Raw genomic sequence first — 16,650 nt, 5'->3', positions numbered from 1 at the left:
AATTTAAATATAAAGACGAACCTTTACCAACCAATCTAAATGTAACATTTTTATACATTTAGCGACAAATAGCAAAAAATAAATAAACATGAAAAGAATATTTTTCACCCTTGCAGTTACCTCTATTTTATGGAGTTGTAAAACCATAGCGCCATCCTCTTCTACTGCATTAAAACAAGAAGTAAAAGTTAATATCAACCTTAATGATGTCAAAGATGATAAAGTTTTGGTTACAATAAACGCTCCTAAATTCAGCACTGAAGAAATTACTTATAGCATTCCTAAAATGGTTCCAGGAACCTATTCTGATGATGATTACGGAAGATATATTGATGATTTAAAAGCATTTGACTCAAAAGGAAATCTTTTAATTGTAAAAAAATTAGACACAAACTCTTGGTCTATAACAAATGCTAAAAACTTAAAAACAATTACTTATTTAGTTAACGACACTTACGATACTGAAAAAGGAAAAGGTTTTGGTAAAGAAGATATCTTTTCACCTGCAGGAACTAATATTGATGCAGGAACTAATTTCATGATAAACATGCATGGATTTGTGGGGTATTTTCAAGATAAAAAAGACCTACCATATAAAGTTACCATAGCACATCCAGAAACTCTTTGGGGTGCTACTTCAATGATTGATCAAGACGCAACTAACACAAGTGATGTTTTTATAACTCCTAGATATGCCGAATTAGTTGAAAATCCAGTTATGTATTCAAAACCAGACTACACTACATTCACGGTTGACGGAATGGACATTTTAATTGGTGTTTATTCCCCAACTGGTAAAGTCACTGCTGAAAGTATCACGCCAGATATGAAAACAATGATGACGGCTCAAAAAACTTTTTTAGGCAAAATCAATTCTACAAAAAAATACAGTGTTTTATTGTATCTATCTACTATGAAAGATACTGACGCCAAAGGATTTGGAGCGCTAGAACATCCTACTGTAACAACCGTAGTTTTGCCAGAAATGTTACCTAAAGATGAATTAGTAAAATCAATGAAAGATGTAGTTTCGCATGAGTTTTTCCATATTGTAACACCGCTAACAATTCATTCACAAGAAATTCAAAATTTTGATTACAATGCTCCAAAAATGTCTGAACATTTATGGATGTATGAAGGTGTAACAGAATATTTTGCCAATCTTTTTCAAATTAATCAAGGATTAATTGACGAAAAGGAATTCTACAGTCGTATTTCAGAAAAAATTGATCATGCTAACAAAATGAATGATACTATGCCGTTCACAACCATGAGCGCAAATGTATTGACGGAACCTTATAAAGATCAATATCTAAATGTTTATGAAAAAGGAGCTCTTATCGGTATGTGTATTGACATCATTATTAGAGAAAAAAGCAATGGGGAAAGAGGTATTCTAGATTTAATGCACAAATTATCTGCCGAATATGGTGTATCAAAAGCTTTCAATGACAACGAACTTTTTGCAAAAATCACCTCTTTAACCTATCCTGAAGTTGGCGAATTTTTGACCAAATATGTTTCTGGCTCAACTCCTATTCCTTATAATGAATATCTAGCCAAAGTAGGTGTAACTAAGTCAACTGAAAAAGTAGCTGGTAATGTTTTCTTAAAAGGGAAATCCCCTTATATATCAGTGAATCATCAAACTAAAGAAATCATTGTACTGCCTAATATAACGTTAATAGATTTTTATAAAAACATCGATTTAAGAGGTGGTGACATTATCATTGCAATAAATGAAAAACTATATTCTCTGGACAACATTTACGATATGATTTCCGATAGTCAGAATTGGAAAGAAAATGATGCTATTTCTGTCAAAATAAAACGAGATGGTAAAGAAATGACTTTAAAAGGAAAAGTAAAACTACCTTACGAAGAAAAAGATAGTCTTGAAGCAACAGACAAATCTAAAAACACCTTGAAAAATTCTTGGTTAAAAGGATAAGACTTTCAAACCAATTTAGAAAATCCCAATTTAGAAATAGATTGGGATTTTTTTTTAAAATTCCATTAAATGAAATCCAATCATTTGAACAATTTTCTTTATTTTGCAACAAAATATAAAACACAAATGAAAAAAACAATTATTGCATTCGCTGCTGTTGCCCTTTTGGCATCATGCAACGATAAAGATTCAAAAACAAATTTGCATATTACTGGAAATATAAAAGGATTAAAAAAAGGAACATTATATATTCAAAGAGTCGTTGACACTTCGTTAGTTGCTTTAGATACTATACTTATTGATGGAAGCTCAAAATTTCAAAGTGATTTAGAATTAAAATCTCCTGAAATGCTTTATTTATTTTTAGATAGAGGTGTAAGTAATTCTCTTGACAACAACATATTGTTTTTTGCTGAACCAGGTGACATTAACATCGAAACTAGTTTAGATTCATATATTGGAGATGCTAAAATTACAGGCTCTAAAAATCAAGATTTATATGAAGAATACAAAAAAATCAATTCTCGTTTTAAAGATGAAAATCTAACTTTGATAGAGCAACAATTCAAAGCAATTAAGAGTGAAAATCAAAAGGCGATTGATAGTATAAATCTTAAACAAGAAACGAATACAAAGAGAAAGTATTTATATGCAACTAATTTTGCTATCAATAATAGAAATTATGAAGTTTCTCCTTATATTGCGCTGTCTGATATTTATGATATCAACATCAAATTTCTAGATACAATCCAGAAATCAATGTCTCCAAAAGTTGCAAAATCGTTGTATGGAAAGAAATTAACTCAATACGTTACCGATATTAAAAACCAGAAATAAACCAAACCATTATTAAACCCGAGAAAACCGTATTGCTAAAATACGGTTTTTTTTATGCTTGCAAAAAAGCAACTAATTATTCCATTTAATTGTCGCTGTTAAAAACTGGATAAACTATTTAATGAATTGGATTCTGAATAAAAACAAAAAACCACCTAATAAATTAGGTGGTTTTATTAAAGAGCCGGCGGAGGGACTCGAACCCACGACCTGCTGATTACAAATCAGCTGCTCTAGCCAACTGAGCTACGCTGGCGACGTATTACGGGTGCAAATATAAGCCTGAATTTTAATTTTCCAAAATAAAATCAAACTTTTTTTGCTATTTTTTTGCTTACAATTCGTTGATTTTAGCAATCAATTGATTTGCAGTTTGTTCCAATTCAACATTGATTTGTTTGAAGTGTGCTTTTTTATTTTCAACATTTTTTGTGTTTACTTTTGTAATTAAAGCATCAAAAGCTGCAATAGCTTCGTCAATCAAAGCGTTAGTTTCTGTAGTTGGTTTTCCTGAAGTTGAAATTTCAAACAAGTAAACTGCTTCAATAATATCTCCTAAAACGTAGTTGATGTCTTTTTTTAAATTCTTAACGTTTGCCATTTTTTTTTAATTTTAATTTGCGTTTGCAAAAGTACACATAATCTTTCTATTACTAGCTATGAAATCTAAATTTCTAAAATTGAAGCTTTTCCATTAAAAAAATTTCTTAATTGCCTAATCCTTACGTTTTTTAGAAACTAAAAATCAAGGTTCTTATTTAGCTAATTCTTTTATTACTTCAAGTGCCTTAGAAATATGTTTAGTAGCCATCAAACTACTATTAAAAATTAACTTAATAATTCCATTTTTATCAACTACATAAGTTACTCTTCCTGGCAGCAAACCAAACAAACCTGAAGGAACTCCAAAAAGATTTGTAATTTTTTTATCCGTATCTGACAACAGAATAAAAGGAAGTTTATATTGTTTTGCAAATTTTTGATGTGAAACAACACTATCACTGCTTATTCCTATAATTTCAGCACCTAAATCCTTAAAGTCTTCAAATCGATCTCTAAAACCACAAGCTTCTGCTGTACAGCCTGGTGTATTATCTTTAGGGTAAAAATAAATAACCAAGGGCTTTTTGCCTACAAATTTGAGGCTATCAAAATCATTCCCATCTGCATCTTTAGCTTTAAAAACGGGAAGTTTATCTCCTACTTTCAGTGCCATTATTGTCCTTTATAGGTTACAAAATTACGTGGAGTTTCATAAAGAACCACTTCAAGTTCTAATTCTGGCTTGATTCTTTTTCTGATTTTATTCCAAATCACAACAACAATATTCTCCGCTGTTGGATTCAAATCCTGAAATTCAATTACATCTAGATTAAGATTTTTATGATCAAAAGGGTTTTCAACTTCTTCTTTGATGATATCTGTCAAAAACTTTACATCCATAACATATCCAGTTTCAGGATCGATTTCGCCAGTAACACTTACTGTTAATTCATAATTATGACCATGAAAATTGGGATTATTGCACTTGCCAAAAACCGCATCATTTTTTTCAAAAGTCCAATCTTTTCGATACAACCGGTGCGCAGCATTAAAATGAGCTTTTCTAGATATTGTAACTTTCATACTAATTATTAAATTTTATGGTCTTCCAAGTAATGATAAAATTCGTCAAAAATAATTTTAAACCAAACGGTGTATATTTCAGGATGAATCTCTATGTCCGTTTTAACATCCTCAATTAACATCCATTTCCAATCTTCAACTTCTTCACTATTTATAACTGGAGCTTCATCATAATACCCAATCATAACGTGATCTAGTTCATGTTCTGTCAATCCATTATCAAAAGGCGCTTTATAAATAAAATGAAACAATTCTTTGAGTTCAGTTTTAAAACCCATCTCCTCAAATAATCTTCTGCTTCCAGCCTGAATATTAGACTCGCCTTCTCTTTGATGACTACAACAAGTATTGGTCCACAATAAAGGAGAATGGTATTTTTGATGGGCACGTTGCTGCAGCATAATTTCATTTTTATTATTCAAAATAAAAACCGAAAATGCACGATGCAAAACCGCTTTTTCATGTGCTTCGAGCTTTGGCATTAAGCCAATCTGCTCATCATTTGTATCAACTAATATTACGTTTTCTTCTAACATATTCCTTTATTACACGTCAAAAATACGAAAAAAGAAATGGTATAAATAGCATTTTTGAATTTGTGAAAAGTTTAACGAGTGTTGAATAAGCGAATGTTATAATTTTATGTTTTGGTAATTAACCTTATAATTTAGCTTAAACAAGCCTGAGAATATTATTTTTAAAACATGTTTTTAAAATTCAAATAACGAAACCATGAAAACAAAAAAGCAATTTCTGAGTATTATATTTCTACTATCAGTATTCATTTTTACAAGTTGTGGACAAACTACTAGCATGCAAAACATTCCTATTATGAAAAATACTATAAGTAAACCTGGAAATCCTTATTATTCTAATACTGATACTACCAAACTCCATTTAACTGATGCCGAATGGAAAAAAGTATTACCCGAAGATGTTTATGAAGTAACACGACATGCTGACACCGAAAGACCTTTTACAGGAAAATATTGGAACACAGACGAAAAAGGAACATACTATTGCGCAGCCTGTGGAAATAAACTATTCCGTTCTGGAGCTAAATTTGCGAGTAGTTGCGGTTGGCCTAGTTTTTTTGAACAAGACAATAAAAATAGTGTGATTTATAAAAACGATTATTCGCTAGGAATGGAACGAATTGAAGCACTTTGCGGCAGATGTAACGGACATTTAGGACATTTATTTGATGACGGACCCGCACCAACTGGCAAAAGATACTGCATGAATTCAATTGCGCTTGACTTTATCCCTGACACTAAATAACATGAAAACTTTATTAGCCATTTGCCTGTTGTTATCCCTTAGCGTTTTTGGACAGAACAGCAGTAACACAAAAAACGATAAAAAATCGAAGCTCGAAACAATTACACTTGCAGGAGGCTGTTATTGGTGTGTAGAAGCTGTTTACGAAAATTTAATAGGGGTGAAATCAGCAATATCAGGTTATGCAGGTGGTAAAATTCCAAATCCCACTTACGAAGCCGTTTCTACTGGAAGAACAGGATATGCTGAATCCGTTCAAATTACCTATGACAAAACGGTAACTAATCTAGATGAAATTTTCAAAGTATTTTTTACCGTTCACGACCCAACAACTCTAAACCGTCAGGGCGCAGATGAAGGAACTCAATATCGTTCCGCTATTTTTTATAAAAATGAAGAACAAAAGAAAGCAGCTCAAAACATTATAAATGCTTTAAACAAAGCAAAAATATACAACAGCCCTATTGTCACAACATTAGAACCACTAACACAATTCTACAAAGCGGAAACTTATCATCAAAATTATTATGAAAACAATAAAAACCAACCTTATTGCGAAATGGTAATTCAACCAAAAATAAAAAAATTTGAGAAACTATTTAAAAGCCGTTTAAAAAGAGAATAATACTATATTTACTCTATATTAATTTCAATAAATAAATTCCAGATGAAACTCATTCGCTTTGCTTTATTCCTTTTTGTACTAAATTTCAATTTTATTAAAGCTCAGGAATCAAAACCTTCATGGGCGCTTCTGAATTTTGTAAAAGTTGACAGTATTAATCCCATATTATCACCAGATAAAAAACAAACATTTTTATGTCCTGTTAGCAAAAAAGAAGTGCAATGGGAAGAGCGAAATGTACTAAACCCATCTGCTATTGTAAAAGATGGTAAAGTCTATTTAATTTACCGAGCTCAAGACAACCAAATGACATCCCGCTTAGGATTAGCTGTCAGCAATGACGGTTTACATTTTAAAAAAGAGGCAGAACCTATATTTTTTCCTGATAATGACGCTATGAATTCGTATGAATGGAAAGGAGGAGTAGAAGATCCTAGAGTCATTGAATCTCCTGACGGAACTTATATTATGACCTACACTTCGTATGATGGAAAAATTGCACGCCTTTGTTTTGCTACTTCCAAAGATTTGAAACATTGGACAAAACAAGGATTAGTTCTAAAAGATGAAAAATACAAAGATCTTTGGGCAAAATCAGGAGCTATTGTAGGAGAAAGAAAAGGAAATAAAATTATTGCCACAAAAATTAATAACAAATATTGGATGTATTTTGGTGATACCGATTTATTTATGGCATATTCAGAAGATTTAATTCATTGGCAAGCAGCAATCAATGAAGAAAGCCAAAAAATAATTACCGTTCTTCATCCAAGAATGGGATATTTTGATAGTAGATTAGTAGAACCTGGCCCTTTTGCACTTTTACAAAAAGAAGGAATTGTTTTGATTTATAATGGAAGTAATGCTACCAACTACAATGATACTAAATTACCTAAATTTACTTATGCCGCTGGCCAAGCCTTATTTAACAAAGACCAACCTTATAAATTAATTGATCGTACCCAAAATCACTTTATCTATCCAGACAAACCGTATGAAAAAATGGGCGAGGTAAATGAAGTTTGTTTTGTAGAAGGGTTGGTTTTCTTTAAAAATAAATGGTTTTTATATTACGGAACAGCTGATTCAAAAATTGCAGTAGCAGTAAGAAAGCAATAGTCTATAAATGATGTAAACTTTCTGAAATTTTCAAAGCACATTTTTCGCCATCAATTGCCGCAGAAATAATTCCACCAGCATAACCGGCTCCTTCACCACAAGGATACAATCCTTTTATTTGTAGGTGTTCTAAAGTTTCGCTATCTCTTGGAATTCTTACAGGGGATGAAGTTCTACTTTCTGGTGCATGAAGGACCGCCTCATTTATCAAATATCCCTTCATTGATTTACCAAATTCAGAAAAACCTTCTCGTAATATTTGAGTTAAAAAACCCGGAAAAACTTGCCCCATTTCCACAGATGTAGTGCCAGGAACATAGGAAGTTTTTGGAATTTCGGAAGACACTTTATTTTGTGTAAAATCAACCATTCGCTGTGCCGGTACTTTTTGAGATTCTCCGGCTAAATGCCAAGATTTTTGCTCTATACTTCTTTGAAACTCCATTCCGGCCAAAGCTCCGTATTTAGCAAAAGGTTTGAAATCTTCCAGTTTTAATTCCACTACAATTCCAGAATTAGCCGTAGCTTGATCTCTTTTTGAAGGCGACCAACCATTAGTTACCACTTCTCCGGGACTAGTAGCACATGGAGCAATAACACCTCCAGGACACATACAAAAAGAATACATTCCTCGTCCTCCTACTTGTTTTACAATCGAATATGGAGCTGGTGGCAAATAATCGCCTCGATAGTCACAACTGTATTGAATACTATCAATCAACGATTGTGGATGTTCAGCTCTAACTCCCAAAGCAAAAGGCTTAGGTTCTATAAAAACTTTTTTTCTATCTAATAATTCAAAAATGTCACGAGCAGAATGTCCTGTAGCTAAAATAAGCTTGTTAGCCAGAATTCTGTCCCCACTTTGAGTTACAATACCTTGTACTTCATTATTTTTTATCAAAATATCGGTTACCCTTTTTTCAAACAAAACCTGACCACCACATTCAATTATTTTCTCTCTAATATCTTGAATAATTTGGGGTAATTTATTAGTTCCAATGTGTGGATGTGCATCTACCAAAATATCTGAAGAGGCACCATAAGCCACCAAAAGTTCTAAAATTCTAGTTACATCACCACGCTTTTTTGATCGAGTATATAACTTCCCATCTGAATAAGTCCCTGCTCCTCCTTCACCAAAACAGTAATTAGAATCTTCATTGACAATATGATCAACATTAATAGCTTTCAAATCACGTCGACGTCCACGAACATCTTTTCCACGCTCCAAAACTATGGGTTTCAATCCCAATTCAATTAATTGCAAAGCTGCAAAAAGTCCCGCTGGTCCAGCACCAATAACTAGTACTTCTTGGGCAGACGACACATTTTTATAATGTGGAAGTTGAATTTCATGCTCCTGAACTTTTTCTCCTACCAAATAAATCATCACTTTCAAATTGATTTTAATCGCTTTTTGACGCGCATCAATAGAACGTTTCAAGACAGAAACATGTTGAATTTCTTTCGTGCTGACTTTGATTTGTTTGGATAAATATTCCTTTAATAATTGCTCATTTGCAGCTATTTCAGGAGTAACTTGTAATAGGAGTTCTTTTGGCATTGTATGATTTTTATAGGCAGATTTAGTCAATCGTTAATTCAAAAAACAAAATCATGATGCAAAAATAACATTTTTGAAGCGGAATTAGTTACACAACATAAAATCGATTTTGATTTTTTCAAAGAACCTGTTTTCTAATTAGACTTTGTACCTTTGTCCTTTAAATTGAAAAGCTAAAAAAATGTCTAGAAAAATAAAACTAATATGGGATTTTAGAGGACCAGCTGCCGCAAAAACTGCAGAACATCATGAAATCCATCTAAAAGAATATATTGCTATTGAAAAATTACCTTTGAACATTACCGGTTTTGAAATACAAGGAGAAATGCAGGCAATAGCTTTTATGGTTGTAGCGGATGAAAATATGATTGCCGTACGAGATGCTTTAAAACCGCATCGTGGTGAATTATTTGAATCATAAAAAAGGTTTAAAAGCACATAAATCACTTTTAAACCTTCTTATTTAATTGTTTCTAGATTTTAAAACAGTCTTAATTTGCTACTTCACTAATAAATTTTATTCGCATCAAGCGCAATTCATCAATATCATATTCCCCATCAAACTCCTTGAGCGCATCTTCAATTTTATCCGATTCAGATTCCATAAAATAATCATGAATTTCTTCCTGTTGGTCATCATCTAAAAGTTCATCTATCCAATATTTGATGTTTAATTTTGTTCCCGAATAAACAATTTGTTCCATTTCCTTAATCAAATCATCCATCTTCATTCCTTTTGCGGAAGCAATATCATCCAAGGACAATTTTCTATCAATATTTTGAATAATATATAATTTATTAGCGGAATTTACCCCCGTAGATTTCACAACTAAATCATCTGGGCGAATGATGTCATTATCTTCGACATAACGACTAATAAGCGCGACAAATTCAGTACCATATTTTTTTGCCTTTCCTTCGCCAACACCATGTATATTAATCAATTCCTCTTGAGAAATAGGATATTTCAAAGCCATATCCTCAAGTGACGGATCCTGAAAAACAACAAATGGAGGAACCCCTAATTTTTTAGCTACTTTTTTACGCAATTCACGTAACATTCCCATCAAAACCTCATCGGCAGTTCCTGATGATTTTGATGCGGTTACTATAGCTTCATCTTCTGATTCATTATATTCATGATCTTCAGACATCATAAAAGAACTTGGTTTTTTGATAAAATCCAATCCTTTTTTCGTGATTTTTACAATTCCATAGGTTTCAATATCTTTTGTCAAAAATCCAGCAACTAATACTTGGCGGAGTAATGCCATCCAATATTTTTCATCATGATCTGAACCGCATCCAAAAAAGGATTGAGAATCAGTTCTATGTGCTTTTATAACTGCATTGACTCTACCAATTAGCGTAAAGACAACTTCTTTTGATTTATATAAATGTTTCGTATCCCTAACAACTTCCAAAAGTTGAACCACTTGATCTTTGGCTTCCACTTTGGTTTTTGGATTACGAACATTATCATCCATATCAGCACCTTCTCCAGTTTCACTATCAAATTCTTCTCCGAAATAATGCAGTAAAAATTTTCGCCTAGACATTGAAGTTTCAGCATAAGCTACAACTTCTTGTAACAAAGCAAAACCAATTTCTTGTTCAGCAACTGGCTTCCCTGACATAAATTTTTCTAATTTTTCAACATCTTTATATGAATAGTACGCCAGACAATGTCCTTCACCTCCATCTCGACCGGCACGACCCGTTTCTTGATAATAACTTTCTAATGATTTAGGAATATCATGGTGTATAACAAAGCGAACATCCGGTTTATCAATACCCATTCCAAAAGCAATTGTTGCTACTACCACATCAACATCTTCCATAAGAAACATATCTTGATGTTTTGCACGTGTTTTTGCATCTAAACCGGCATGATATGGAACAGCACTAATGCCATTAACCTGTAAAACTTCGGCAATAGCTTCTACTTTCTTACGGCTCAAACAATATATAATTCCTGATTTGCCTTTATGTTGTTTTATAAAACGAATAATATCTGATTCGATATTCTTAGTTTTAGTTCGTACTTCATAATACAAATTAGGTCTATTGAAAGAAGCTTTAAAAGTAGTTGCGTCAGACATATCTAAATTTTTCAGAATATCTTCTTGCACTTTTGGAGTTGCGGTTGCGGTTAGCCCAATAATGGGAACATCGCCTAACTGCTTAATAATATGTTTTAAGTTTCGGTATTCAGGTCTAAAATCATGTCCCCATTCTGAGATACAGTGGGCTTCATCTATCGCTACAAAGGAAATAGGCACGGATTGAAGAAATTGAACATATTCATCTTTTGTTAAAGATTCAGGGGCAACGTATAATAATTTAGTCAATCCAGAAGTAATATCTTTTTTTACTTGTGCGATTTCGGTTTTAGTAAGAGACGAATTTAATACATGAGCTATACCATTTTCCGAAGACAAACTTCGAATAGCATCTACTTGATTTTTCATCAAGGCTATCAAAGGAGAAACAACAATAGCAGTTCCTTCTTGAATTAAAGCGGGCAGCTGATAACAGAGCGATTTTCCACCTCCTGTTGGCATAATAACAAAAGTATTCTGTTTATTAAGAATGCTTTTTATAACTTGCTCTTGCAAACCCTTAAATTGGCTGAAACCAAAATACTTCTTTAATTCTTTGTGTATATCAATTTCGTTTGAATTCATTCTTTATTATGTGGTATTTTGTATAAATTTGCATCACATAAAGATACAAATTTCTTTTACACATACAAATTTTAACCATTCTGTTTTGATAACTAAAGAAAATATATTGGCTAGTGCCAAAAAAACTATTCTATCAGAAAGTCAGGCAATAGCTAAACTAACTGATTTTTTAGATGAAAATTTCATCAACGCTACACAAAGCATCTATAACTCAAAAGGCAGATTAGTTGTTACCGGAATAGGAAAAAGTGCCATTATTGCTCAGAAAATGGTTGCTACTTTTAACTCAACTGGAACACCATCTTTATTCCTACATGCAGCTGAAGCTATTCACGGTGATTTAGGAATGATTCAAAATGATGATGTGATTATTTGCATTTCAAAAAGCGGGAATAGCCCAGAAATAAAAGTTTTAGTTCCTCTTTTGAAACGTTTTGGCAATACCTTGATAGGAATAACTGGAAACATGACTTCTTTCTTAGCTAAGGGTTCTGACTTTATTTTGAACACTACTGTAGATGCGGAAGCCTGTCCAAACAACCTTGCTCCAACAAATAGCACAACTGCTCAACTGGTAATGGGAGATGCAATAGCTATTTGCCTAATGGAAATGCGTGATTTTAAAGCAGAAGATTTTGCTATATATCATCCAGGTGGTGCTTTGGGCAAAAAATTATTACTACGCGTAAAAGACATGTTAGAAAACTCCTTAAAACCTATGGTTGATCCAAATGCATCAATCAAAAAAGTAATTTTCGAAATTTCCGAAAAACGATTAGGAGTTACGGCAGTAGTAGAAAACAAGAAAGTCATCGGGATTATTACCGATGGAGATATTAGAAGAATGCTGAATGACAGAGACAGCTTTACTGATTTAACTGCAAAAGATATTATGACAAAAAACCCAAAAATGACATCTTCAAACGCTATGGTTGTTGATGCATTCAATATTATGGAAGATTATTCAATAACCCAATTAGTGGTTGTTGATGACATGGAATATAAAGGCGTATTGCACTTGCATGACATTCTTAAAGAAGGTATTATATAATGAGCAAGAAAAACCTAAACGAAATGTCATTTTTAGACCATCTTGAAGAATTAAGATGGCTATTAGTTCGAAGTACAATTGCAATATTAATTCTTGCCACAGTTACTTTTTTTATAAGTGATTATATTTTTGATGTAATCATTTTTGGCCCTACTCGCGCTGATTTTGTAACCTACCGTTTTTTCTGTGATTTATCACATTCGCTTGGTTTTGCTGATAGCATTTGTGTAACAGATATGCCTTTTATTATCCAAAACACAGATATGGAAGGACAGGTAAATATATTAGTTTGGACCTGTATTTTAGCAGGATTTATTCTTGGATTCCCATACATACTATGGGAATTATGGAAATTCATCAGCCCTGCTTTATATGAAAAAGAAAGAAAACATGCCAAACTTTTCATATTTGTATCCTCATTATTATTCTTTTTAGGAGTTCTTTTTGGATACTTTGTGGTAGTTCCAATGTCAGTTAACTTCTTTGCTACATTCAAAGTAAGTGATGTTGTAAAAAATCAATTTAGCATTGATTCTTATATCGGGATGGTTAAAACTAGTGTTGTTGCTAGTGGATTATTTTTTGAATTGCCTATTATCATTTATTTCTTAACAAAATTAGGCTTGGTTACTCCAGTCTTTTTGAGAAAATATTGGAAATATGCCGTGATAATAATTCTTATAGTTGCTGCAATTGTAACTCCTCCAGATGTGGTAAGTCAGACAATTGTTGCTATTCCTATGTTATTAATTTATGAAGCGAGTATCTTAATTTCAAAAATTGTAGTCCGTAATCAAAAGAAAGAAAATGGCTGATATAGTTCAAGAATTCAATGAATATCGTTCCAAAATGAACGAAAAATTACTAGCAGACAACAATAAAATTGTAAAGCGAATTTTCAATTTAGATACTAACGCTTATGCTGCTGGAGCACTTGACGTAAAAACTAAAGAACTTCTAGGATTAGTAGCTTCAGCGGTTTTACGATGTGATGACTGCGTGAAATATCATCTAGAAACTAGTTACAAAGAAGGTGTTACTAAAGAAGAAATGATGGAAGCGATGGGAATTGCCACTTTAGTTGGCGGTACAATCGTTGTTCCACATTTGCGTAGAGCTTACGAATTTTGGGAAGCTTTAGAGGAAGAAACTAAATAATTGTTAATAGGTTTATTTGTTGATTCGTTTATTCGTTTATTTGTGACGTTTAAATTTTAGAAACAAGTAAACAGTTAAGCTAAAAATATGAAATTAAGGGCAGATAATCTTATTAAAACGTATAAAGGTCGTAGCGTTGTAAAAGGTATTTCGGTAGAAGTAAACCAAGGAGAAATCGTAGGTCTTTTGGGGCCGAACGGTGCCGGAAAAACAACCTCTTTTTATATGATTGTTGGATTAGTAAAGCCCAATGCTGGAAATATTTATTTGGATGATTTAAATATCACCGATTATCCAATGTATAAAAGAGCACAACAAGGTATTGGTTATTTAGCACAAGAAGCATCTGTTTTTAGAAAATTAAGTATTGAAGACAACATACTGAGCGTGCTTCAATTAACAAATCATACAAAAGCAGAACAAGAGGCAAAAATGGAAAGTCTAATTGCTGAATTTAGCTTAGAACACATTAGAACCAACCGTGGAGATTTATTATCTGGAGGAGAACGTCGTCGTACTGAAATTGCACGTTGTTTAGCTACTGATCCTAAATTCATATTACTTGACGAACCTTTTGCCGGAGTAGATCCTGTAGCTGTAGAAGACATTCAGCGTATTGTAGCACAATTAAAAAACAAGAATATCGGAATCCTAATTACGGATCATAATGTTCAAGAAACATTAGCCATCACTGACAAAACCTACCTTATGTTTGAAGGAGGAATTCTAAAGGCAGGAATCCCCGAAGAATTAGTAGAAGATGAAATGGTTCGCCGCGTGTACTTAGGTCAAAATTTTGAGTTAAGAAAAAAGAAACTAGAGTTTTAAACCTCCCAAATCATAATGAAAAATCAAAAACCCAGCAAAGAAACATTAGAGAGATGGCGTAAAGACCCAAATAACTGGAAAATGGGAATGTTCTATTATAATCCAGAAGATACCCGAATACTTCCACCAAAAAGAACGTCATGGATGGGATGGACAACAAACTTTGCAAATAGAAACTCCGTTTTGTTTTTTATTCTATTAATCTTGTTTTTTGCGTTTATTATTTCAATGATTCTAAGAAAACATTAATTAATCCACAGTAATAAAACGCAATTGTTGTAGATCACCATTATAAATATTAATGTCTACATTAGTTTTTATTCCAGGCACCTTTGCTTTTTCTGTAAACTGCCAAAACAACCATTCGTCTTGTATTTCCTCTCGATAAAAATTATAATTGGCAATCCAAAAAAGATAATCGCTGAATTCCTCTTTTAGAAAATCATCATAATATTTTTCCCCCGTATAAATGATAGGTCTCACTTTATAATGTGATTCTACTTTAGTAAGCCATCTTTTCAGACCTATTTTAAGGCTATCAATAGATTGATTTTTAGGAAGTCTTTCTATGTCCAAAACTGGAGGCAAATCCCCTTTTTTAAGAGTTACCGTTTGGATAAAAAGTTCTGCTTGCTCGATTGAGTTTTCATTAGGACGGTAATAATGATAGGCACCACGAATCATTTTATTCTCTTTGGCGCCAAGCCAATTTCTTTTAAATTCACTATCAACTCGGTCATTTCCAACCGTTGCTCGAATAAAAACGAAATCTAATGGATATTTTTGTTCTAAAGTATCAACATAGGACCAACTAATTTTTTCCTGGTATTCAGAAACATCAAGACCAATAGTTTTACCTTCACTTTTTTCAAGAACCTGAAAATTTCTAACATCTGAAAAATGCTTGGATTCTTCCGCTTCAGAAAGTACTTTATTCGATTTGAAACTAAAATAATATGCTAAACCCTCTCGGTAGTGATATACAATTCCAACAAGAAAAATTCCAACAAGAACCCAACTTAAATAACGGATAACCTTTGTTACAAATACAGATTTTTTTTTGGATTTACGAGTTACCGTAGTTCTTCTTCTGACTGTTTTTTTTCTCATTCAAAAAAATTACTTTTTCAGAAATGTATTATTTAGCACTGAAAGTAATACATAAAAAATAATAACCATTGGGATTCCTAGATATTCAAAAAACAACAAGAATACAAGGGACAAGGATAGAAATACAATTTGTAGAACATTATCTGTTATATTGAATTTCTTTATTTTTAACGAAAACAAAGGTATTTCAGCATTCAAAATATAAGCACTAAATAATGTAATTCCCATCAACAACCAATGATTTGTCAATAATTCAAGAATAATAATAGAGTCAGAATATTGTAAGACCAAAGGTAAACTCAATATAAAAAGAGCATTTGCAGGGGTTGGCAATCCAATGAAAGAATCTGTTTGACGGGTGTCAATATTAAAATTAGCCAAACGGTAGCACGATCCTAATGTGATTATAAATCCTAAAAAAGGATAAAAAACAATATCCGAATTCATTGTTGGAAACGCACTTGAGTTTGCAATCATCTGATACATAACAACACCAGGCACAACGCCACTGGTAACCATATCCGCTAAGGAATCTAATTGTAGTCCTAGCGGACTTGAAACTTTGAATAATCGAGCAAAAAATCCATCAAAAAAATCTAGGAAAATACCAAGACAAACAAAATAAAAAGCAAGATCAAAATCTTTATTCAAAGCAAAAACTAGCGCTATACAACCCGAAAATAGATTTAATAAAGTAATCAAGTTCGGAATATGCTTTTTAATATTCATCATAATTTATATCAGTGTAAGTCCGGGACAAATTTAATATAATAAGTTCAAGAGAAGTACGTTTTTATTAGAGATTTTTAT

The 16,650-nt window shown here is 32.4% G+C and carries 19 protein-coding genes and 1 tRNA gene; 11 read left to right on the top strand and 9 right to left on the bottom strand.

Annotated features, from left to right (window positions below; genetic code table 11):
• The first annotated feature begins 88 nt into the window (after positions 1-88).
• Entirely contained in the window at positions 89-1,951 is a 1,863-nt protein-coding gene (locus C8C88_RS09055; RefSeq protein ID WP_121337773.1) for a peptidase M61, read from the top strand.
• Between the two features lie 126 nt (positions 1,952-2,077).
• The gene (locus C8C88_RS09050; RefSeq protein WP_121338628.1) at positions 2,078-2,788 is read left to right on the top strand and encodes a DUF4369 domain-containing protein; all 711 of its coding nucleotides are present in this window, start codon (positions 2,078-2,080) and stop codon (positions 2,786-2,788) included.
• A gap of 182 nt (positions 2,789-2,970) precedes the next feature.
• On the opposite strand, the gene C8C88_RS09045 is transcribed toward C8C88_RS09050, so the two are convergent.
• The 5 genes from C8C88_RS09045 to idi all read right to left on the bottom strand — a co-directional run bounded on the left by C8C88_RS09045 (position 2,971) and on the right by idi (position 4,950).
• Positions 2,971-3,044: transfer RNA gene (locus tag C8C88_RS09045), tRNA-Thr, on the bottom strand.
• A 78-nt stretch (positions 3,045-3,122) separates the two neighbouring features.
• Positions 3,123-3,389 (bottom strand): hypothetical protein, encoded by a 267-nt coding sequence (locus C8C88_RS09040; RefSeq protein ID WP_121337772.1) that lies wholly within the window; start codon positions 3,387-3,389, stop codon positions 3,123-3,125.
• Positions 3,390-3,542: 153 nt separating this feature from the next.
• Positions 3,543-4,004 (bottom strand): peroxiredoxin, encoded by a 462-nt coding sequence (locus C8C88_RS09035; protein ID WP_121337771.1) that lies wholly within the window; start codon positions 4,002-4,004, stop codon positions 3,543-3,545.
• The gene (locus tag C8C88_RS09030; protein ID WP_121337770.1) at positions 4,004-4,414 is read right to left on the bottom strand and encodes a 6-carboxytetrahydropterin synthase; all 411 of its coding nucleotides are present in this window, start codon (positions 4,412-4,414) and stop codon (positions 4,004-4,006) included. Before C8C88_RS09030 ends, C8C88_RS09035 begins: the two co-directional genes overlap by 1 nt.
• An 8-nt stretch (positions 4,415-4,422) precedes the next feature.
• On the bottom strand, positions 4,423-4,950 hold the full coding sequence (gene idi, locus C8C88_RS09025) for an isopentenyl-diphosphate Delta-isomerase (RefSeq protein WP_121337769.1): 528 nt from the start codon (positions 4,948-4,950) through the stop codon (positions 4,423-4,425).
• Between the two features lie 196 nt (positions 4,951-5,146).
• Here idi and msrB point away from each other — a divergent pair, with 196 nt between their 5' ends.
• Genes msrB through C8C88_RS09010 form a run of 3 tightly spaced genes read left to right on the top strand, consistent with a single transcriptional unit; the run spans position 5,147 to position 7,439 of the window.
• Positions 5,147-5,695 (top strand): peptide-methionine (R)-S-oxide reductase MsrB, encoded by a 549-nt coding sequence (gene msrB, locus C8C88_RS09020; protein WP_121337768.1) that lies wholly within the window; start codon positions 5,147-5,149, stop codon positions 5,693-5,695.
• Between the two features lies 1 nt (position 5,696).
• Positions 5,697-6,320, top strand: a complete 624-nt coding sequence (msrA, locus tag C8C88_RS09015; protein WP_121337767.1) for a peptide-methionine (S)-S-oxide reductase MsrA — start codon at positions 5,697-5,699, stop codon at positions 6,318-6,320.
• Between the two features lie 42 nt (positions 6,321-6,362).
• A complete protein-coding gene (locus tag C8C88_RS09010; protein WP_121337766.1) occupies positions 6,363-7,439 on the top strand; it encodes a glycoside hydrolase family 130 protein in 1,077 nt (358 codons plus the stop codon).
• A 1-nt stretch (position 7,440) separates the two neighbouring features.
• On the opposite strand, the gene C8C88_RS09005 is transcribed toward C8C88_RS09010, so the two are convergent.
• On the bottom strand, positions 7,441-9,006 hold the full coding sequence (locus tag C8C88_RS09005; RefSeq protein WP_121338627.1) for an NAD(P)/FAD-dependent oxidoreductase: 1,566 nt from the start codon (positions 9,004-9,006) through the stop codon (positions 7,441-7,443).
• Between the two features lie 181 nt (positions 9,007-9,187).
• Here C8C88_RS09005 and C8C88_RS09000 point away from each other — a divergent pair, with 181 nt between their 5' ends.
• Positions 9,188-9,427 carry a hypothetical protein gene (locus C8C88_RS09000; RefSeq protein ID WP_121337765.1) on the top strand — a complete coding sequence of 80 codons (240 nt, stop codon included), beginning with the start codon at positions 9,188-9,190 and terminating at the stop codon, positions 9,425-9,427.
• Positions 9,428-9,497: 70 nt separating this feature from the next.
• On the opposite strand, the gene recQ is transcribed toward C8C88_RS09000, so the two are convergent.
• Positions 9,498-11,693 (bottom strand): DNA helicase RecQ, encoded by a 2,196-nt coding sequence (gene recQ / locus C8C88_RS08995; RefSeq protein WP_121337764.1) that lies wholly within the window; start codon positions 11,691-11,693, stop codon positions 9,498-9,500.
• A gap of 85 nt (positions 11,694-11,778) precedes the next feature.
• Here recQ and C8C88_RS08990 point away from each other — a divergent pair, with 85 nt between their 5' ends.
• The 5 genes from C8C88_RS08990 (at position 11,779) to C8C88_RS08970 (ending at position 14,979) form a co-directional block, all read left to right on the top strand.
• On the top strand, positions 11,779-12,744 hold the full coding sequence (locus tag C8C88_RS08990; RefSeq protein WP_199711403.1) for an SIS domain-containing protein: 966 nt from the start codon (positions 11,779-11,781) through the stop codon (positions 12,742-12,744).
• Positions 12,744-13,559: a twin-arginine translocase subunit TatC gene (gene tatC / locus C8C88_RS08985; RefSeq protein WP_121337763.1), complete on the top strand. Its 816-nt coding sequence runs from the start codon at positions 12,744-12,746 to the stop codon at positions 13,557-13,559. Before C8C88_RS08990 ends, tatC begins: the two co-directional genes overlap by 1 nt.
• Positions 13,552-13,902 carry a carboxymuconolactone decarboxylase family protein gene (locus C8C88_RS08980; protein WP_121337762.1) on the top strand — a complete coding sequence of 117 codons (351 nt, stop codon included), beginning with the start codon at positions 13,552-13,554 and terminating at the stop codon, positions 13,900-13,902. The genes tatC and C8C88_RS08980 overlap by 8 nt, the downstream gene beginning before the upstream one ends.
• A gap of 87 nt (positions 13,903-13,989) precedes the next feature.
• Positions 13,990-14,730 carry an LPS export ABC transporter ATP-binding protein gene (lptB, locus tag C8C88_RS08975; protein ID WP_121337761.1) on the top strand — a complete coding sequence of 247 codons (741 nt, stop codon included), beginning with the start codon at positions 13,990-13,992 and terminating at the stop codon, positions 14,728-14,730.
• A 15-nt stretch (positions 14,731-14,745) separates the two neighbouring features.
• Entirely contained in the window at positions 14,746-14,979 is a 234-nt protein-coding gene (locus tag C8C88_RS08970) for a DUF5808 domain-containing protein (RefSeq protein ID WP_370453797.1), read from the top strand.
• Here C8C88_RS08970 and C8C88_RS08965 read toward each other — a convergent pair whose 3' ends face one another.
• Complete coding sequence (locus tag C8C88_RS08965; RefSeq protein ID WP_121337759.1) at positions 14,980-15,840, bottom strand: glycoside hydrolase family 25 protein; 861 nt, start codon at positions 15,838-15,840, stop codon at positions 14,980-14,982.
• Positions 15,841-15,849: 9 nt separating this feature from the next.
• Positions 15,850-16,569: a phosphatidylcholine/phosphatidylserine synthase gene (locus C8C88_RS08960; RefSeq protein WP_121338625.1), complete on the bottom strand. Its 720-nt coding sequence runs from the start codon at positions 16,567-16,569 to the stop codon at positions 15,850-15,852.
• Positions 16,570-16,650 lie beyond the last annotated feature (81 nt).

The organism is Flavobacterium sp. 123 (genome assembly GCF_003634825.1).
Taxonomy (GTDB): domain Bacteria; phylum Bacteroidota; class Bacteroidia; order Flavobacteriales; family Flavobacteriaceae; genus Flavobacterium.
The sequence above is the reverse complement of the archived record's forward strand: the minus strand, read 5'-3'. Positions and strand labels throughout refer to the sequence as shown.